Annotated in this window: 14 protein-coding genes; 9 read left to right on the forward strand and 5 right to left on the reverse strand. The window is 31.6% G+C overall.

Going from position 1 to position 20,025, the window contains the following annotated elements; genetic code table 11:
• Positions 1-73: 73 nt before the first annotated feature.
• A complete protein-coding gene (locus ACKTTR_RS07560) occupies positions 74-3,271 on the forward strand; it encodes a TonB-dependent receptor (RefSeq protein ID WP_408027263.1) in 3,198 nt (1,065 codons plus the stop codon).
• 246 nt (positions 3,272-3,517) lie between these two features.
• On the opposite strand, the gene lysA is transcribed toward ACKTTR_RS07560, so the two are convergent.
• From lysA to ACKTTR_RS07575, 3 genes are all read right to left on the reverse strand, one after another.
• Positions 3,518-4,723: a diaminopimelate decarboxylase gene (lysA, locus tag ACKTTR_RS07565; RefSeq protein ID WP_408027264.1), complete on the reverse strand. Its 1,206-nt coding sequence runs from the start codon at positions 4,721-4,723 to the stop codon at positions 3,518-3,520.
• 282 nt (positions 4,724-5,005) lie between these two features.
• Positions 5,006-6,244 carry a peptidase T gene (gene pepT, locus ACKTTR_RS07570; RefSeq protein ID WP_408027265.1) on the reverse strand — a complete coding sequence of 413 codons (1,239 nt, stop codon included), beginning with the start codon at positions 6,242-6,244 and terminating at the stop codon, positions 5,006-5,008.
• 70 nt (positions 6,245-6,314) lie between these two features.
• A complete protein-coding gene (locus ACKTTR_RS07575; protein ID WP_408027266.1) occupies positions 6,315-7,388 on the reverse strand; it encodes a DUF3810 domain-containing protein in 1,074 nt (357 codons plus the stop codon).
• Positions 7,389-7,515: 127 nt separating this feature from the next.
• Here ACKTTR_RS07575 and dnaB point away from each other — a divergent pair, with 127 nt between their 5' ends.
• Together dnaB and ACKTTR_RS07585 are read left to right on the forward strand one after the other, a co-directional pair.
• Complete coding sequence (gene dnaB / locus ACKTTR_RS07580; RefSeq protein WP_408027267.1) at positions 7,516-9,030, forward strand: replicative DNA helicase; 1,515 nt, start codon at positions 7,516-7,518, stop codon at positions 9,028-9,030.
• 147 nt (positions 9,031-9,177) lie between these two features.
• Positions 9,178-10,362: an asparagine synthetase B gene (locus ACKTTR_RS07585; RefSeq protein ID WP_408027268.1), complete on the forward strand. Its 1,185-nt coding sequence runs from the start codon at positions 9,178-9,180 to the stop codon at positions 10,360-10,362.
• On the opposite strand, the gene ACKTTR_RS07590 is transcribed toward ACKTTR_RS07585, so the two are convergent.
• Positions 10,359-12,044, reverse strand: a complete 1,686-nt coding sequence (locus tag ACKTTR_RS07590; protein ID WP_408027269.1) for a helix-turn-helix domain-containing protein — start codon at positions 12,042-12,044, stop codon at positions 10,359-10,361. The two genes, ACKTTR_RS07585 and ACKTTR_RS07590, sit on opposite strands and share 4 nt — an antisense overlap.
• 323 nt (positions 12,045-12,367) lie before the next feature.
• Between ACKTTR_RS07590 and ACKTTR_RS07595 the strand changes: the two genes are divergently transcribed.
• The 3 genes from ACKTTR_RS07595 to ACKTTR_RS07605 all read left to right on the forward strand — a co-directional run bounded on the left by ACKTTR_RS07595 (position 12,368) and on the right by ACKTTR_RS07605 (position 15,350).
• On the forward strand, positions 12,368-13,213 hold the full coding sequence (locus ACKTTR_RS07595) for a transketolase (protein ID WP_408027270.1): 846 nt from the start codon (positions 12,368-12,370) through the stop codon (positions 13,211-13,213).
• Between the two features lie 141 nt (positions 13,214-13,354).
• On the forward strand, positions 13,355-14,482 hold the full coding sequence (gene bshA, locus ACKTTR_RS07600; RefSeq protein ID WP_408027271.1) for an N-acetyl-alpha-D-glucosaminyl L-malate synthase BshA: 1,128 nt from the start codon (positions 13,355-13,357) through the stop codon (positions 14,480-14,482).
• Between the two features lie 73 nt (positions 14,483-14,555).
• A complete protein-coding gene (locus tag ACKTTR_RS07605) occupies positions 14,556-15,350 on the forward strand; it encodes a patatin-like phospholipase family protein (protein ID WP_408027272.1) in 795 nt (264 codons plus the stop codon).
• 17 nt (positions 15,351-15,367) lie between these two features.
• Here ACKTTR_RS07605 and aroB read toward each other — a convergent pair whose 3' ends face one another.
• Positions 15,368-16,426, reverse strand: a complete 1,059-nt coding sequence (gene aroB / locus ACKTTR_RS07610) for a 3-dehydroquinate synthase (protein ID WP_408027273.1) — start codon at positions 16,424-16,426, stop codon at positions 15,368-15,370.
• Positions 16,427-16,528: 102 nt separating this feature from the next.
• Between aroB and ACKTTR_RS07615 the strand changes: the two genes are divergently transcribed.
• The 3 genes from ACKTTR_RS07615 to typA all read left to right on the forward strand — a co-directional run bounded on the left by ACKTTR_RS07615 (position 16,529) and on the right by typA (position 19,979).
• Positions 16,529-17,695 carry a proline dehydrogenase family protein gene (locus ACKTTR_RS07615; RefSeq protein WP_408027992.1) on the forward strand — a complete coding sequence of 389 codons (1,167 nt, stop codon included), beginning with the start codon at positions 16,529-16,531 and terminating at the stop codon, positions 17,693-17,695.
• The gene (locus ACKTTR_RS07620; protein WP_408027274.1) at positions 17,695-18,003 is read left to right on the forward strand and encodes an LETM1 domain-containing protein; all 309 of its coding nucleotides are present in this window, start codon (positions 17,695-17,697) and stop codon (positions 18,001-18,003) included. The genes ACKTTR_RS07615 and ACKTTR_RS07620 overlap by 1 nt, the downstream gene beginning before the upstream one ends.
• A 203-nt stretch (positions 18,004-18,206) precedes the next feature.
• Positions 18,207-19,979, forward strand: coding sequence for a translational GTPase TypA (typA, locus tag ACKTTR_RS07625; protein ID WP_408027275.1), 1,773 nt, complete (start codon positions 18,207-18,209; stop codon positions 19,977-19,979).
• Positions 19,980-20,025 lie beyond the last annotated feature (46 nt).

Below are 20,025 nucleotides of genomic sequence, written 5' to 3' on the forward strand. Positions count from 1 at the left end.
TAAATCCGCTCGGTCGAGCGGATTTTTTTTATGCTTAAATTTGAGGTATAACATAAACAAAATCAGAACTATTATGAAGAAATTAATAATTTTTTCTTTTGTTTTTTTGAGTTTATCCATCTATTCCCAGGTAACCACATCAAAAATAAAAGGAACTGTAACAGACAATCAGGGAGAACCTTTGTTTGGTGCTAACATTGTCGTTTTACATGAGCCAACAGGTACCATATCTGGAGCCGTAGCTCAAGACAATGGAAAATACACCATACCTAACTTAAGAGTAGGAGGACCTTATAAAGTAACTTTTAGCTATATTGGGTTTGAATCACAAGAAGTAACCAATGTCTATTTAACTTTGGGTAAAACAACTAATATTGATGGTGTTTTGTCTGAGGATGGAGAGCAATTAGAAGAAGTTGTTATATCAACAACAAGAAGTAAAGTTTTTAATAATGATAGAACTGGAGCACAAACTAGTGTGAGTGCTGTTCAATTAAAAACTTTACCAACTATTTCTCGTTCCGCTGCAGATTTTACGCGTTTAGAACCAACTGCAAGTGGAAACTCTTTTGGAGGGAGAAATGACCAGTTCAACAACTTCTCTTTAGACGGATCTATTTTCAATAACCCTTTTGGTTTAGATTCACCAACACCAGGAGGTCAAACAGGTTCGCAGCCAATTTCGTTAGATGCAATTGAACAAATTTCGGTTTCTACTGCACCATACGATGTTACTTTGTCTGGTTTTACAGGAGCTTCGGTAGATGCGGTAACAAAAAGTGGTACTAACGAATTCACAGGTACAGTTTATGGGTTTTACAGAAACCAAGATATGACTGGAGGTAAAATTAAAGGTCAAGAAGTTGTAAAACCAAAATTAAGTCAAAGTCAATACGGGGCAAGCTTAGGAGGTCCAATTATTAAGGACAAATTATTCTTTTTTGCAAATTTTGAAAAAGATGATAGAGAAGATTTAGGTACAGCAGGTTGGATACCAAATACAGGTAGTGGTGCTGTTAATGAATCAAGGGTATTAGAGTCGGATATGATAGCTGTTCGTGACGCGTTAGCAGCTTTAGGATATGATACAGGAGCTTATGAAGGTTTTACTTATGGTTCGGAATCTACTAAAGGAATTTTTAAATTAGATTGGAATATTAACGATAAAAATAGATTAGCGTTAATTTATAATTTCTTAAGAGCTTCAAAAGAAACACCAGCGCATCCAACAGCTTTAGGTATTAGAGGTCCGAGTTTTTCTACATTACAATTTGAAAATTCAGGATATGAAATTAATAACAACTTAAATTCATTTCAGTTAGAATTAAACTCTAACTTATCAGAAACAACTACTAATAAGTTACAAATAGGTTATACACATTTTGATGATTTTAGAAATCCGTTATCTGCACCAGCACCGGTAATTACTATACAAGATGGTAATGGAAGTAATTATATTATAGCAGGTCATGAACCATTTTCTATAAATAACAAGTTAGATCAACGAGTTTTTCAGTTGACAAATAACATGAACTTTTATAAGGGAGATCATACGTATACCGTTGGTTTTTCATTCGAACAATTTGAGTTTGAAAACTCATTTAATTTAACAAATTATGAGTCTTTTAATTTTGGAATCTTTCCATACTACGGATTATTTAGCCCATACCCAGATGTAGCAACTTTTTTATCAGCTGCACAACCAGGTGGAGTAGTAGAGCAGTATTTAGCAGCTACTCAAAATGCTTACGATTCATTTAATGCTAATGGAGACGGTAACGATGGTGGATGGAAACTATCTGAATTAAATGTAGGTCAATTGGCATTTTATGTACAAGATGAGTGGGAAATGAATGATAAGTTCAAACTAACGTATGGAGTTCGTTTTGATAAGCCATTGTATTTCAATACTTCTAGTTTGATACAGAAATTTATAGATACTGATAATGGAGCAACCAGAGACAACTCTGTACTATACTACAATCCAAATACAGGAGAAGAGCAACAATTACTTTCAACTAAAATGCCTACAAACCAATGGTTAATTTCACCAAGAGTAGGTTTTAACTGGGATGTAAAGGGTAATAATACGATGCAACTTCGTGGAGGTTCAGGTGTATTCACAGGACGTTTACCTTTTGTATGGATTGGAAACCAAGTAAGTGGTGCTGATGATGGCTTCTTCCAATTAGTTGATCCTGATTTTAAATTTCCTCAAGTATGGAGAACAAACTTAGGTTTAGACTGGAAATTTGAAAATGGAATTATAGCGACTACAGATATTTCTTATACAAAAGATATTAATGGTGCTCATGTACAAAACTGGGGACTAAGAGAGCCTAGTGCTACTTTAAATACACCATTTGATAATAGAGAAATATATGAAGGAAGTGATAAAGGAAATAATGCTTATGTGTTTACAAATTCAGACAAAGGTCGTGTATGGAATGCTTCTTTAAAGCTTCAGAAAACTTTTGATAACGGATTATATACAAGTGTTGCTTATAATTACTTAAACGCTAAAGATGTAAACTCTATTGAAGCAGAAATTACGGGAGATGCTTTTGCTTTTAATCCAGTAGTTGGAAATGCTAATAATGATGTTTTATCATATTCAAAATATGGAGATACTCATAGAATTATTGGTGTAGCGTCTAAGAAATTTACTTATGGAGGAGATAAGTTTGCCACAACTATTTCAACATTTTTTGAATATGCACAAGGTGGACGTTTTAATTACACTTACGGAGGTGATATTAATAATGATGGATCAGCTGTAAATGATTTATTATATGTTCCAACTAGTTCAGAACTTAATCAAATGCAATTTAGTGATCCTGCTCATGCAGCTGCTTTTGAAAGCTATATACAACAAGATGATTATCTGAGTGAAAGAAGAGGACAATATGTAGAGCGTTATGGAGCTTTAGCACCATGGAGAGGAAAATGGGATTTAAAAATATTACAAGATTTTAATTTTAACGTGTCTGAAGAAAAACAAAACACAATACAATTAAGTCTTGATATTCTAAATGTAGGAAACTTAATCAATTCTGATTGGGGAGTAGTACAACAACCTAATAATTTACAACCTTTAGGTATTAAATTCCCTGATGTAGATCCAGCAAATACTAACCCAGCGAATTATGTGCCAGATTATTCTCAGGCACCTACATATTCATTCACTCCAAACTCAACAAAAACATTTGGTTTCGATTCTAGCTTACTTTCTCGTTGGCAAATGCAAATAGGGTTACGTTACATATTTTAATAAAAAAGAACAAACAAAACTTATAAAACCACTCATTTTTTGAGTGGTTTTTATGTTTTTTAGTTGAATGTTTTGTGAGAAAGGGGGGTTTTCCTGTGAAAATTTTAAAATAAATGGGTGATATTTGTAATCGTAAATAAAGATAGGGGACTTTAATTACAACGTTTTAAAATATAGTCTTTGAGGGGTTGATTATATTTTAAAAAAACTCTGGCCTTATTAAGGTCAGAGTTTTTAAGTGTAGGATTATAATGTAATACTTTCTTGATTCTTAAGAAGATCTTCCATAGTCTCTCTCTTCCTAATTAAATAATCTTTTCCTTTATAAATCATAACTTCTGCAGGCCTAAACCTTGAATTATAATTTGAAGCCATAGAGAAACAATAAGCTCCAGCATTATGGAAACATAATATATCGTCTTCAGATATTTCATTAATCCTTCTATTAGACCCAAAGGTGTCATTTTCACAAATATATCCGACAATACTATAAAATCGCTCTTTTCCTTTAGGATTAGATAAGTTTTCTATATAATGATAAGAATTGTAAAACATTGGACGTATTAAGTGATTTAAACCACTATCAATACCAGCAAAAACAGTTGACGTTGTTTGTTTAATAACATTTACTTTTGCTAAAAAATATCCAGCTTCACTAACTAAAAACTTTCCAGGTTCAAACATTAAGGTAACTTCTTTTCCGTAATTTTTACAGAATTCATTAAACCTTGTAGATAGCTTTTTACCTAGCTCATTTATATCAGTTGAAATATCATCTTTCTTATAAGGAACCTTAAATCCACTACCAAAATCAATAAAATCAATATTTTTAAATTGTCTTGCAACATCAAATAAAATTTCAGAAGCCCTTATAAAAGTATCAATATCTAAAATATCAGAACCAGTATGCATGTGAATTCCATTAATGTGCATTCCTGTATTTTCAACAACTCTTTTTATATGAGGTACTTGGTGAATAGATATTCCAAATTTAGAATCAATATGACCCACAGAAATTTTACTATTCCCGCCTGCCATTACATGTGGATTGATACGAATACAAACAGGGATTTTAGGGTGTTTTTGTCCAAACAATTCTAAAATTGATAAGTTATCAATATTAATTTGCACTCCTAATTTAGCAACATCTTCTATTTCCTGTAGAGAAACTCCGTTAGGTGTATATATAATTTCATGAGGCTCAAAACCTGCTAATAATCCAAGTTTAACCTCTTGAATAGAAACCGTATCCAAACCACTGTTAAGCTTATTGAAAACCTTTAATATATTAATGTTTGATAATGCTTTAACTGCGTAATTAATTTTTACATTTTTAACTTTTGAAAAAGCAGATGTTATTTTTTTATACTGAGATATAATTTTTTCAGTGTCGTAAACATACAAAGGTGACTGATACTTATCAGCTAGCTTTAAAAGGTCTTGTCTATTCATTTACTTTAATATTTGCAGGCAAAAGTATAGAGGTGAATGATTACAAAAAATAAAATGAAAGAAATTCACAAATTTGTGTTTTTTTGTAAAATTAGGGGTTTTACGTCTAGGCAAAAGGGAATTTTCCTATAATATAATCTTTTAAAAAGAGTCATATTTGCGACGAAATAAAGTTAAGGGGATTTATTTCAAACAGAATGATATTTTTTTAAGGGGTAAAAATATCATAAAAAAACTCTAGCGAAAGCTAGAGTTTTTGATTTTATAAATGGTAGTATAAGATTACTTAAATTTTACCGCAACTTTTTGTGCAATACCAACAATTACTTCACTAGCCTTTACTATACTCTCAGCAGGAACGTATTCATAACGTCCATGGAAGTTGTGTCCACCAGCAAAAATGTTAGGACATGGTAAACCTTTATATGATAATTGAGAACCATCAGTTCCACCTCGAATAGGCTTAATTAAAGGAGTAATTCCCATATCTTTCATCACTTCTTCAGCAATATCAACAATATGCATTACAGGAGTTACTTTTTCCTTCATATTAAAATATTGGTCTTTAATTTCAACAGAAACTAATTTTTGTCCACGCTTAGCGTTTAAAACTTCTGCTAAATCAAGTATTGCTTTTTTACGGTTGTTGAATTGATCCATATCATGATCTCTAATAATATAGCTCAATGTTGTTTGCTCAACTTTACCTTCCATATGGTGTAAGTGGAAAAAACCTTCGTAACCAGTTGTTCTTTCAGGAACTTCATCTTCAGGTAATGCATTGATAAATTCACTAGCAATAAGCATTGAATTAATCATTTTACCTTTTGCATATCCTGGATGTACAATTTTACCATTAATAGTAACTGTAGCACCAGCGGCGTTAAAGTTTTCGTATTCTAATTCACCTATTTGGCTTCCATCCATGGTATAAGCCCACTCAGCTCCAAATTTTTCTACATCAAACATATGAGCACCCTTACCAACTTCTTCATCAGGAGTAAAACAAATACGGATTTTACCATGTTTAATTTCTGGGTGTTGGATTAAATATTCCATTGCAGAAACAATTTCAGTAACTCCAGCTTTATCATCAGCACCTAATAAAGTAGTACCATCAGTAGTAATAATAGTTTGACCTTTATATTGTAATAAATCTTCAAAATAATCTGGAGATAAAACGATGTTTTCTTCTTTGTTTAACAAGATGTCTTTTCCATCATAATTCTCATGAATTTGAGGTTTTACATTAGCTCCAGTAAAATCTGGACTTGTATCGATATGAGCAACAAAACCAATAGTAGGCACTTCATAATCTAAATTACTAGGTAACGTTGCCATTAAATAACAGTTCTCATCTAATTCAACATCTTCCATTCCTATTTCCTTTAGTTCTTTTTCAAGAACTTTCGCTAAATTCCATTGTTTTTCAGTACTAGGAAATGCTGGGTTATTAGGATCACTTTCAGTATCAATAGTTACATATTTAACAAATCGATCGATTATATGTTGTTTGTTCATCGTAGTATTTTTAAAGCATCAAAAATAGCCATTTCAAATGTATTTTGTCAATTGAAATGCGATGAAATTTTTAAGAACCTTTCTTTTTAAAATAGGCAATCAATAAATCGACAACATAACTATATGATTGAATTCCTTTAGATTGATTATTAGCTTTAAGATAAGAGTTGTATCCTTTCTTTAAATAAGGTTCAATAGGGTTTTTAAACTGTTTCCAATGTAAATAAGTAGTCTTGTAGTCTTTATAGATACCTTTATTTACTGTTTTAGCTATTTCTTTACCTAATTCTTTATCTCTTTTATAAACTTGACCAATACAATAGTTATAAGCCATTCGGTACCCAGAATACTTAAAATACAGGTCCTTATTAGCTATTGAGGCTAAGAAACTCACAAAATTGGCATCATTTTCAGCTGCCCAACCAATTTGATGTGCCATTTCATGACATGTAGTTGCTGGATAACCCGTTTTAGGAATCATATTATTTACTTGCGCTTCTCCTGTTATTGGATTTAAATATCCTGATGTTCCATTGTATGATTGAAATAAACTAACTAATGAGCTTTTAACAGAAGACGTTTGATAAGTTAGTTGGGGATACCTTTTCGAAAGTTCTTGGAATCCGTTAGGAGCCAAATTATAAATTTCTCTTTGAGAATATGGAACTATTACAGGGACTGAATCATTTTTTGTTATTTGTAAATGAACTTTGTTTAGTTCTGTAACAATCTGTTTAGTTGTTAAAATTAGTTCTTCAGTAGTATAAGAAGCTTGTTTTAGCTCAAGATTTTTAGCTAAAGGCTCTCTAAAATAATTTAATCCCCAAAAAGCATAAAAACAAAAATAAATAATAGATAGAATTGCGATAAATTTTACTAACTTAGGAAGGAAGTTTTGAAACCTTCTTTTAATTAAAAAATAGATAGATTTTAATAAAAGATATAACAAACCAAAACCAATTATATCCCCAACAGAAAAAGGAACCCATCCTAAAATAGTTCGAAAGAATTGAGAAATGTAAGGATAAATTCCGTTACTATAATAAAACTCAATCCACTGTGGTTTTTGGCTAATAAAAAGCACAAAAATTACTTGAATAGGTAAAAATAAAGCAACAAAAAAATATTTTTTTAGGTTATGCATGCCTCCAAAAATAAGAAAGTTGTAACGTTATCAACAAGTTAATAACAGTTTATTTACAAAAAATGTGCATAAAGAAAATTGAGCATAGTCTCTACAAATATCATCTTAAAAATTTACTTTTGCTGTTATGGAAAGAACCCAATCTCTCAAAGGAACAAAAATAGATAAAGCTAGAATTATAAGCTTAGAAAAAGGGAAGTTACCACCACAGGCTTTGGAATTAGAAGAGGCTGTTTTGGGTGCTATGATGATTGATAAAAAAGGGATTGATGAAGTAATTGATATTTTACACCCTGATGCTTTTTACGATAAAAGGCATCAAGAAATTTATGCAGCTATCTACGAACTTTTCCAAAATTCAGAACCAATTGATTTACTTTCTGTATCAAATCAGTTAAAGAAAAATGGAAAATTAGATTTAGCAGGAGGAGATTTTTATTTAATTGGTTTAACCCAAAAAGTAGCTTCATCTGCACATATTGAATTTCACTCTAGAATTATTCTAGAAAAGTTTATTCAACGTAAACTAATTACTATTTCTTCAGAAATTATTGAAAACGCATATGATGAAACCGTTGATGTTTTTGATTTATTAGATGATGCCGAAGGAAAATTATTTGAGGTAACTCAAGGAAATCTTAAAAAGGGAGCTGAAAGAGCCGATTCGTTAGTACAACAATCGATTAATAAAATTCAAGAAATATCAACCAAAGAAGGGATGAGCGGTTTGGCAACTGGATTTACCAAACTAGATGCATTAACCTCAGGTTGGCAACCTACCGATTTAATCATTATTGCAGCACGTCCCGGTATGGGTAAAACCGCTTTCGTAATATCGATGGCTAAAAATATGGCAATCGATTTCGGACATCCAGTAGCGTTATTCTCACTGGAGATGTCATCGGTACAGTTAATTACACGTATGATTTCTTCGGAAACAGGATTAACTTCTGAAAAATTACGTAAAGGAAACCTAGAACCACATGAATGGGAGCAGTTGAACGTAAAAGTAAAGAGACTTTCAGACGCACCTATATTTATTGATGATACACCAGCACTATCTATTTTCGATTTACGTGCAAAAGCACGTCGTTTAGTGTCTCAACATGGAGTTAAAATATTAATTATTGACTATTTACAGTTAATGACAGCAGGTGGAGCAGGAGGTAACCGTGAACAAGAAATTTCGATGATTTCACGTAACTTAAAAGCACTAGGTAAAGAATTAAATGTACCCGTAATTGCACTTTCTCAGTTATCGCGTGCGGTTGAAACTCGTGGAGGAAGTAAACGTCCGTTACTATCCGATCTTCGTGAATCTGGAGCGATTGAGCAGGATGCCGATATTGTATCATTTATTTATCGTCCTGAATACTATGGAATGACAGAATGGGATGACGACGATCATTCACCATGTGAAGGACAAGGAGAGTTTATTGTAGCAAAACACCGTAATGGTGGATTGGATAATATTCGTTTGAAGTTTACAGGACACTTAGCAAAATTCTCAGATTTAGAAGAAGGCTTTAGTAGTGAGTTCCAATCGAGTATGAATTCAGGATTTAACGATGAAGTAGCATCTAGTAACTTTGCTTCACCAGAAGATGCTTTTGGTCCAAGTGACGATGATGTTCCGTTTTAATCCTTAAATTAAACTTAAAATATAATTGAATACACAATTGCTAAAAAGTAATTGTGTATTTTAGTTTTTGATATGAAACAATTTCTTTACATACTAACATTTTTTCTTTTTTCTAACTCGCTATGGGCATCATTTATTTATGTACCTATGAGTAACGAAAATCAAAAAAATCATTTAAAAGCATATGGTATTGTTTACTACGCTTTGCAAAATGGCTTAAAAGCCAAATGGTTATTGAATTATGATGGAGGTGCTTTTTTAATTGAAAACAATGAAGCAGTAGAAAAAGAATGTAAAATACGTGGAGTATCCTATCAAATTATATCAGACGCTAAATCAGCATTAATTTTAGAAGAAATTTCATCACCATCTAAAAACCAAGAAGCAGTAACTTTAGAAAAAGCACCAAAAATAGCGGTGTATTCACCAAAAGATAAAATGCCTTGGGATGATGCAGTTACCATGGTACTAACATATGCTGAAATTCCGTTTGATGTAATCTATGATGAAGAGGTACTAAATGATAAACTATTATTATATGAATGGTTACACTTACATCATGAAGATTTTACAGGTCAGTACGGACGTTTTTATGGAGCTTTTAGAACTGCACCTTGGTACATTCAACAAAAGAAAGATGCAGAAGCCTTAGCAAAAAAACTAGGGTACAGTAAAGTATCAGAAGAAAAAGGAGACGTAGCTAAAAAAATCCGCGATTATGTAGTAGGTGGTGGGTTTATGTTTGCGATGTGCTCTGCAACCGATAGTTTTGATATTGCGCTGGCTGCAGATGGTGTAGATATTTGTGAAGGAATGTTTGATGGTGATGCTTCAGAACCTAATTACCAATCAAAAATAAACTTTAATAAAACCTTTGCTTTTAAAGATTTTGAACTGATTCGTAACCCTACTACTTATGAGTTTTCTTCAATAGATATGACTCGTAAACGAAGAATAAGGAAAGAGGTAGATTACTTTGTGTTGAAGGAATTTTCTGCAAAATGGGATCAAGTGCCAACTATGTTAACACAAAATCACACAATGTTAGTAAAAGGTTTTATGGGACAAACAACATCTTTTGATCCTAATACTATAAAATCTACAATCATTGTTTTAGGAGAAAATAAAACAAATAGAGAGGGACGTTATATTCACGGAACTAAAGGGAAAGGAATGTTTACCTTTTATGGAGGTCATGACCCTGAAGATTATCAACATAGGGTAGGAGACCCTAAAACAGAATTAGACTTGCATCCAACCTCACCAGGATATCGTTTAATATTGAATAATGTACTGTTTCCTGCAGCTAAAAAGAAAAAACAAAAGACCTAATTTTTTTCAGACTTTTCTAACTCTTTAATAAAATAAGAAGGTTTAATACCAGCAAGTTTATAGAATGCTCTCGAAAAAGATTCAGCATTTTTAAAACCAACTTCCTTTGCAATAGCTTTTATGGTGTACTTTCTCCAGAGAGCATTATTTTTAAGTTTTTCAATAGCATATTCAATTCTAAGTTGATTTATATAACTAGAAAAAGAATTCCTTTTGTATTGATTGATTACTTTTGATAAGTAGCTAGTATTAGTATCTAATCTATCAGCTAACAGTTGTAAATTTATTTTTGAGTTTAAAAAATCTGCATTCTTTTCAAAAGCTTCAAGCCCATTAATAATGGTATTAATAGTTTCGTTAGAAAGTTCATATTTATTAATGGTTTGTTGTGGTATAGTTTCTAGCTCTTTCTTATCTGCAGTTTTGTTTTGATTGGCTAATGCTACAAAACGTTTTTTAAAAGTTCTTTTTCTTTTGACTTGGTATCCTACCAAAACAAATGATAATGCTAATAAAGAAATATAAACTACTTTATTTCTCTTAGACTCATTAACTTCCTTTTCTAGTTCTTTTATAACTTGTTTTTTTTCTGATAATAAGTTAGGAATGTCGTATTCCTCAGTGAGTGTTTTGTTTATTTTCTTTTCTTCATTTAATTTAAAATCCTTTATTTCTAATAACTTATTTATATACAGTAATTGTTTCTTTAAGTTTTTATTCTTTTTATTATGGTCGATTAAATATTTATAGGTGTCTTCTAAATATTTACTAGGTATTTCTCTTGCATTAAACAAAGAATCTGCTTTTAAATGATATTTTAAGGCATTTTTTTTATCCTTTAAATAATTGTATTGAACGCCTATTTTAACATAAGCCCTGATTAAAATTCTGTAGTTCTCATCACTAATGATATAAGGAATAGATTTTTTGTATGAGATTATTGATTCATTATAGTTTTTCCTTCTATTTTCTATACTACCTAACACATAAAAAGAATACCCTAAACTCAAACTATCATTTATTTTTTCATATAAGCTTACTGCTTCGTTATTATAAAAAAAAGCAGAATCAATTTTATTAAGTTTCTTGTAAGCGGAGGCAATATTTAAAGGTAGAGTAGAGAAATCTTCATACCTTAAGTACTTTTTTTGTTTAGCAAATAGGTAGGCTTTTTTATAGAGAGCTATTGCATTTTCAACCTCTCCAACAGAACTTTTAATCATAGCAAGCTGAATAAAAAGTAAATGTTTTAGGCTATCATTTTCTCTTAAAGTTTGTCTACTTAATGTTAACTCTTCTAAAGCTTTACTATTTATTCCATCATTAAAATAAGATATTGATTTATGATAATATATTGCAGAAGGGAAATTTTTTGAGGGGCGTTTTTTAGTAATATTTATCAAAGAATCACAAAAACTTAAATAAATGTTTTTATCATTATAAATATCGGCTAAAAAAAACTTTCCTTGTAACATGTTCATGGTATCATTTTCAATAATAGCTTTATTATAAACTGCTTTTGCATATATAGCAGCTTTTAAAGTATCATGCTTGTTTACATAAAATGAATGAACTAGTTCTTGAAATTTTTTTTGGGATAAAGTGTCTTTTCTTATTTGGTTTTTAGAGAAAACTTCTATACTAAATCCCATAATAAGTAATAAAAAAAATATTTTTTTCATAACAGTTAACCAACTTGAATTCAAAAGTACCAAAAAAAACGTGACTTTACTTTATTTATTTAAAAACCTGAAAATAAGATGTTTATTTTTTATTGGGACTCGTTTTTTATAAAATCCGTGTACAACTATTTGTATATAAAACAAACAAATGAGTTATTTGAATCACGTAAATAAAGGGTTCAACAACGATTCATTAGAACGGGAAAATTAAACGAAAAAGAAAACTTAATTTATATGAACCCTTTTTCTTTTTACTTAAATAAAAAAGTAATTGCTCATTTTTACATAATCAATTACATTTGTGGGCATAAAACAAAACAATAATGCCAACAACACAACAATTACAAGAGTTTACACAACAAGTTCGTAGAGACATCGTACGCATGGTACATGCTGTAAATTCAGGACATCCAGGAGGTTCTTTAGGGTGTGCAGAATTTTTTACGTGTTTATACCAAGAAATCATGGACTATTCTACTGATTTTTCTATGGATGGTAAAAACGAAGATTTATTCTTTTTATCAAACGGACATATTTCGCCAGTTTATTATAGTGTTTTAGCTCGTAGTGGATTTTTTCCAGTAGCCGAATTAGAAACATTTAGAAAATTAGACTCTCGTTTACAAGGGCACCCAACTACACACGAACATTTACCAGGAGTACGTATTGCTTCGGGGTCGTTAGGTCAGGGTATGAGTGTTGCTATTGGTGCAGCCCAAGCTAAAAAGTTAGATGGTGATAACAAAACTGTATATTCTTTACACGGAGACGGTGAATTACAAGAAGGACAAATTTGGGAAGCTGTAATGTATGCAGCAGCTAAAAAAGTTGATAACTTAATTTCTACTGTAGATGTAAATGAAAAACAAATTGATGGATCTACCGATGAAGTCTTAGCTATGGGGAGCTTAAAAGCTAAATTTGAAGCTTTTGGTTGGGATGTTGTAGAAATTGCAGAAGGAAATAATGTAGAAGCTATTTTATCAGGAATGGCAGAAGCAAAATCTAGAACAGGAAAAGGTAAGCCAGTTTGTGTATTATTACGCACAGAAATGGGGAATGGAGTTGATTTTATGATGCATACCCACGCATGGCATGGTAAAGCACCTAACGATGAACAGTTAGAGGTTGCTTTAGCTCAAAATCCAGAAACTTTAGGAGATTATTAATAGATAACTAAATATTATTTTAAACGCCATTACAAACTTTGTAATGGCGTTTTTATTTTATGAAAATCTTTACAAAAAAAAGTAAGTAATACCGTAAATTTACGTCAATAATCATATTCAAAAAATAATCAAACAATACACATGAAAATAGGAATTGTATGTTATCCTACCTTTGGAGGAAGTGGAGTAGTAGCAACCGAATTAGGAATGGCATTAGCAGATAAAGGACATGAAGTACATTTTATAACTTACAATCAACCTGTACGATTAGATTTCTTTTCTCACCGTTTACATTTTCATGAAGTTGTTTTAGAAGAATATCCGCTATTTCAATACCAGCCTTACGAGTTAGCTTTATCTAGTAAGATGGTAGAAGTAGTACAAAAATATGATCTTGAAGTATTACATGTACATTACGCGATTCCGCATGCATATGCTGCTTATATGGCAAAGAAAATGCTTGAAGATAAAGGTATTGATGTAAAGGTAGTAACAACATTACATGGTACCGATATTACTTTGGTAGGAAGTCATCCAACCTATAAAACAGCAGTAGAATTTAGTATAAACAAATCAGATGAAGTTACTGCTGTATCTAACAGTTTAAAAGAAGATACTCTTCGACTATTTAATATAGATAAAGATATTAAAGTGGTGTACAATTTTATTGATGGAGAAAAATATGATAGAGCACACGAAGGAGAGTGTAAAAGAGAAGCACTAGCTAAACCAGAGGAAAGGATTTTAACACATATAAGTAATTTTAGACCTGTAAAACGTACTGACGACGTAATTCGAATTTTTAATAAGATTCAAAAAGAGATTCCTTCAAAATTGTTGATGGTTGGTGATGGTCCTGAACGTTTAAAAGCGGAAAACTTAGCGAAAGAGTTAGAAATCGAAGACAAAGTGCTTTTTATGGGAAATAGTACAGAGGTAGCAAAAATATTATGTTATACAGATGTATTCTTATTACCATCTGAAACAGAGAGTTTTGGGTTAGCAGCTTTAGAAGCAATGGCAGCAAGTACTCCAGTTATTTCTACAAATACAGGAGGATTACCTGAAGTAAACATTGATGGTGTAACAGGTTTTTTAAGTGAGTTAGGTGACATTGAAGGTATGGCTAACAATGCTATTAATATTTTAAAAGAAGATGAAGTTTTGAACCAGTTTAAAGAAAACGCAAAAGAACATATTAAACTGTTTTCACTAGATAATATATTACCTGCTTACGAAAGACTTTATAAAAAGTGCTATGTAAGTTAAACTAGAGATAATTCAATTAAGAATTATTATACTATCTTTAAAAAAGAAAATAAAAGCTAATAAATAGAGAAAGATGATTAAAGAAAAGTATCAATGCTCTCTTGAAAAAATAAAAACCTTAGATGCTAAAGTACCTATCAATTTAGTACTAAGTGGAGGAGCAGAAAAAGGAGTAGCCCATATTGCATTATTAGAAAAGCTAGAAGAATTAAACATCAAAATTAATGCTATTTCAGCATGTAGTTCTGGCTCATTAGTAGGATCTATGTATGCTTCTGGGATGAGACCACAAGAAATTTTGAATTTCTTTAAAACCACTGAAATATTTCAGTTTTCATGGATAACCATAGCAAAACCAGGAATTTTTAATTCTTCAAATTATGCAAGGTTAATTGAAGACAAAATAAAACCAACATTTGAAGAGTTGAATATACCTTTAACAGTTTCTACAACCAATTTGAATAAAGGAACTACCCAGTATTTTTATGAAGGAGATTTGTTAAAGCCAGTATTAGCCTCATGTGCATTACCAGGCTTATTCAATCCTGTCAAAATAGATGGTATGCTTTACTCTGATGGAGGAATTATAGACAACTTTCCAACTACACCATTTAAAGATTCCGAATACCCAATTGTAGGTAGTTATGTTGTGTATCCTTCCGAAAAAACTAGCGAAGAATTAAATACAACTCTAAAAGTTTTAGCACATACATCTAAGCTTTTGATGTTATCTTCCGAAGAGCATAAATTCTTTAAAACATATGCAACTATTTGTTTCCCCTTAGGTGAATTTAGCGGGTTTAGTACTAAAGAAGTAGATGCTATTTATGAAACTGCCAAGAAATATATAGACGAAAAATTAAAATAAAGAGGTATAAAAACTCTTTATGAATTATAAAACAGTAAACTTTCTTTGATTAAGTCATCAGAAGCTTTGCTGTTTATTTTAAAATCTTCATAATCGCTAAGGAGTACAAAGTTAATTTCTCCTCCTATATTCTTTTTATCATGTTTCATCAACTCAAGAATAGGCTGAAAATCATCTTCTGATAAAGCTACTTTACCATAAATTTTAATAATAGCATCTTTTATTTCAGAAACTTTATCTTCAGGAAATTCTAATACTTTTGATGATAAGTAAGCTTCGCAAACCATTCCAATTGCAATAGCTTCACCATGCGTTAGGGCTTCTTTTTTAGGGTTCTCTAAAAAATAAGACTCTACACCATGGCCGATAGTATGTCCCCAGTTTAAAACCTTACGAACACCTTGTTCTTTAGGATCTTCTAAAACAACTTCATTCTTAATTTCTATCGAACGATGAATCAAGTCAACAATATTAAGCTTATCGTTATCTTTAATTTCGTTAAACAACTTGATATCGTGCGTCATTCCATATTTAATAATTTCTGCAGTACCAGAACGAATTTCTCTAGGAGTTACTGTATGTAAATATTCAGGATCAATAATAATCAATTCAGGGTTAGCAAATACACCAATCTGGTTTTTTAATACACCTAAATCAACACCTGTTTTCCCCCCAACAGAAGCATCTACCATGCTTAATAAGGTTGTAGGAATATTCACAAAATCAATTCCACGTTTAAATGTAGAAGCAACAAAACCACCTAAATCAGTAATCACACCACCACCTAAGGTAATCAATAAGCTTTTTCTATCAGCTCCTAATTCAGTCATTACATTCCAAACTCCCATACAAGTTTCTATGTTTTTATGAACTTCACCGGCATCAATTTGAATTACTTCAATAGGTTTGTCCGTAGCAAATAATTGTATAAATCGAGGGTAACAACAATCTAAAGTGTTGTCATCCACTAAAATAAAAACTGAAGAATAGTTTCTTTCAGAAACTAAAGAAGTTAATTCATTATAGCCTTTTTCTTCAAAATGAATAGGGTATGTTGCTGCGTTAATTGTGGTCATAATAACAAAAAAATATAAGGCGAAATTAAATAGAAAAAATTAAAATATATCAGTCTACTCAATTATATTTGTCTCTATAAATAAAGATATAATATTACCTCGATAATGAGACTTTTTGACAATACAGAAACTGCTTTTAAATTAAAATCTGACTCAGAGTTAGAACGTGCATATTTTTTGTTTAAAATGATTCAGAGCCAACCAATGGTTCGAATAGGTACAGCGGTAACAAACTTTGCTTTAAAAGCACACTTACCAGTTGAAGGATTAATTCGTTCAACAGTTTTTGATCATTTTTGTGGAGGAGTAAGTGAAGATGATTGCTTACCTAATATCGAAAAAATGTACGAACAAGGTAATGTACACAGTATTTTAGATTATTCGGTAGAAGGAAAGGAAGATGAAGCCCAGTTTGATGATGCTTTAAAAATGACGTTGAAAACGATCAATTTTGCTGAAGAAAAACAATCTATACCTTATGCAGTTTTTAAACCAACAGGTTTTGGACGATTTGCCTTATATCAAAAATTAACTGAAGGAAAAGAGTTAACTTCAGAAGAAAAAGTAGAGTGGGATAGAGTTGTAGAACGTTTTCATACTGTATGTAAAGCTGCAAAAACAAAAGATGTTCCATTACTAATTGACGCAGAGGAAAGCTGGATGCAAGATGCTGCAGATGATTTAATTGAAGAGTTAATGGAAATCTACAATAAAGAAAAAGCCATTGTTTTCAATACGCTACAAATGTATCGTCATGATCGTATGGAATATTTACGAAACTTACACCAAAGAGCGCACCAAAAGGGATATCATATTGGAATGAAAGTTGTTCGTGGAGCTTATATGGAAAAGGAGCGTGAAAGAGCTAAAGAAAATGGTTACGAATCTCCTATCTGTGTGGATAAACAAGCAACGGATGATAATTATAATGAAGCAGTTCGTTATATGATGGATCATAAAAATATGGCAATTTTTGCAGGAACTCACAATGAAGAAAGCTCATATTTGTTAATGGATTTAGCTAAAGAACATAACATTGCTAAAGACGATAAACGCATGTGGTTTGGGCAATTATATGGTATGAGTGATCATATTAGTTTCAATTTAGCTAAAGAAGGGTATAATGTAGCGAAGTACGTTCCATTTGGACCTGTTCGTGATGTGATGCCATATTTAATTCGTAGAGCAGAAGAAAATACTTCAGTAGCTGGGCAAACTTCCAGAGAATTGAATTTACTTAAAACTGAAAAAGCACGTAGAAAGCTTTAATGAATACAGTTGATGAAATAAAAGAGGCTATCTATAGAAATAAAAAAAGATTAGCTAAAGAGCTTCAAGAGAGTAGGGAGCTCGTCTTTCTTGTTAGAAAATCACTAACAACTTCATTAACTGACGAAGAAAAGGCAAAAGTAAAAGAACAAACACTTGATATTTGTAAAGCAATTCCTGCTTTTACTGTATTTATGCTTCCTGGTGGGGCTTTACTTTTGCCTTTACTTATAAAATTAATTCCTGATATTTTACCAAGTGCTTTTAAAGCAGATGATAAGGAGTTAGAAGACCCTAAACCTGAATAATTACCAGCTTACCCTCAATATATTATGTTTTTTATCTAGCTAAGATAGAAAATTAAGACCTCTGAAGTTCTTTTAAAGTAAGAGAAAAGCAGGTAAAATGATACTTTTATAATGCTTTAAATCAAATATTACGAATTCATAAATAAAATTTCGTAAATCGTAAACAATAAAACACTACTTTTGCAGCTTCAAAATAAGCACGAATGCAATCAATAAGAAATATTGCTATTATAGCACACGTTGACCACGGAAAGACAACCTTGGTAGACAAAATTATAGATCAAGCTAAAATTTTAGACGAACGTAAAGAACGCACTGATTTATTATTAGATAACAACGACTTAGAGCGTGAACGTGGTATCACCATTTTATCTAAAAACGTATCAGTAAACTATAAAGGAGTTAAAATTAATGTAATTGATACTCCTGGTCACGCCGACTTTGGTGGAGAAGTAGAACGTGTATTAAAAATGGCTGATGGTGTTTTATTATTGGTTGATGCTTTTGAAGGACCAATGCCACAAACTCGTTTTGTATTAGGAAAAGCAATCGAATTAGGATTAACTCCTATCGTAGTAGTAAATAAGGTTGATAAAGAAAACTGTACACCAGATTTAGTACATGAAAAAGTATTCGACTTAATGTTTGCTTTAGAGGCTACTGAAGCGCAGTTAGACTTTACTACTATTTACGGTTCGGCTAAAAATGGATGGATGAGTACTGATTGGCAAGAGCCAAAAGAAGACATCATCGATTTATTAGATGCTGTAATTGAAACAATTCCAGAAGCTCCATATCGTGAAGGATCACCTCAAATGCAAATTACATCATTAGATTACTCTTCATTTAAAGGAAGAATTGCAATTGGACGTGTATATCGTGGAGATTTAGAAAAGAACAAAGACTACATGCTTTGTAAAGCTGATGGAACTACTAAAAAAGTTCGTATTAAAGAATTACACGTTTTTGAAGGAATGGGTAAAGCTGAAACAGATAAAGTACGTAGTGGTGATATTTGTGCGGTTACAGGATTAGAAGATTTTGAAATTGGTGATACGATTGCTGATGTAGATAATCCAGAAGCATTACCAAGAATAGAAGTAGATCAACCTACTATGAGTATGTTATTCACAATTAACAACTCTCCGTTCTTTGGTAAAGAAGGTAAGTTTGTAACTTCTCGTCACTTGCGTGATCGTTTATTTAAGGAGATGGAGAAAAACTTAGCGTTACGTGTTGATGAAACCGATACAGAAGATAAATTTAACGTTTTCGGACGTGGAGTATTACATTTATCGGTGTTAATTGAAACGATGCGTCGTGAAGGATATGAATTACAAGTAGGTCGTCCTCAAGTTATTTTAAAAGACATTGACGGAGTTAAGAGCGAACCATACGAAACATTATCAATAGATGTTCCTGAAGATGTAGCTTCTAAAGCAATTAACTTAGTTTCTTTACGTAAAGGAGATTTATTAGTAATGGAGCCAAAAGGTGATTTACAACACTTAGAATTTACAATTCCATCAAGAGGGCTAATTGGTTTACGTAATAAAATATTAACAGCAACAGCTGGTCAAGCAATTATAAACCACCGATTCAGCGAATATGGACCTTATAAAGGTGAGTTTGCAGAAGAGTTAAAAGGTGCTATTGTTTCTTCTGAAACAGGAAAAGCAACCGCTTATGCAATTGACCGTTTACAAGATAGAGGACGTTTCTTTATTGATCCAAACCAAGAGATTTACAAGGGTCAAGTGGTTGGTGAAAATGCCAAAGCAGATGATATGGCAGTAAATTTAATTAAAGGAAAGAAGTTAACAAACGTACGTGCTTCTGGTTCTGATGATGGTGTGAAAATTGCTCCAAAAATTGATTTCTCTTTAGAAGAATGTATGGAGTATATTAGACCAGATGAGTATTTAGAAGTTACTCCAGAAAGTTTACGTATGCGTAAAATTAATTTTATAAAATAGTATATATTTAATTTTAATATATAAAAAAGCCATCTGAATTTCAGAT

It is taken from the genome of Tenacibaculum litoreum (genome assembly GCF_964513915.1).
Classification (GTDB): Bacteria; Bacteroidota; Bacteroidia; order Flavobacteriales; family Flavobacteriaceae; genus Polaribacter; species Polaribacter litoreum.

Bases quoted from the DNA above. Each gene is read 5' to 3' on its own strand.
- ACKTTR_RS07560 (WP_408027263.1), top strand. From the start codon at position 74: ATGAAGAAATTAATAATTTTTTCTTTTGTTTTTTTGAGTTTATCCATC.
- lysA (WP_408027264.1), bottom strand. From the start codon at position 4,723: ATGAATAGACAAGACCTTTTAAAGCTAGCTGATAAGTATCAGTCACCT.
- pepT (WP_408027265.1), bottom strand. From the start codon at position 6,244: ATGAACAAACAACATATAATCGATCGATTTGTTAAATATGTAACTATT.
- ACKTTR_RS07575 (WP_408027266.1), bottom strand. From the start codon at position 7,388: ATGCATAACCTAAAAAAATATTTTTTTGTTGCTTTATTTTTACCTATT.
- dnaB (WP_408027267.1), top strand. From the start codon at position 7,516: ATGGAAAGAACCCAATCTCTCAAAGGAACAAAAATAGATAAAGCTAGA.
- ACKTTR_RS07585 (WP_408027268.1), top strand. From the start codon at position 9,178: ATGAGTAACGAAAATCAAAAAAATCATTTAAAAGCATATGGTATTGTT.
- ACKTTR_RS07590 (WP_408027269.1), bottom strand. From the start codon at position 12,044: ATGAAAAAAATATTTTTTTTATTACTTATTATGGGATTTAGTATAGAA.
- ACKTTR_RS07595 (WP_408027270.1), top strand. From the start codon at position 12,368: ATGCCAACAACACAACAATTACAAGAGTTTACACAACAAGTTCGTAGA.
- bshA (WP_408027271.1), top strand. From the start codon at position 13,355: ATGAAAATAGGAATTGTATGTTATCCTACCTTTGGAGGAAGTGGAGTA.
- ACKTTR_RS07605 (WP_408027272.1), top strand. From the start codon at position 14,556: ATGATTAAAGAAAAGTATCAATGCTCTCTTGAAAAAATAAAAACCTTA.
- aroB (WP_408027273.1), bottom strand. From the start codon at position 16,426: ATGACCACAATTAACGCAGCAACATACCCTATTCATTTTGAAGAAAAA.
- ACKTTR_RS07620 (WP_408027274.1), top strand. From the start codon at position 17,695: ATGAATACAGTTGATGAAATAAAAGAGGCTATCTATAGAAATAAAAAA.
- typA (WP_408027275.1), top strand. From the start codon at position 18,207: ATGCAATCAATAAGAAATATTGCTATTATAGCACACGTTGACCACGGA.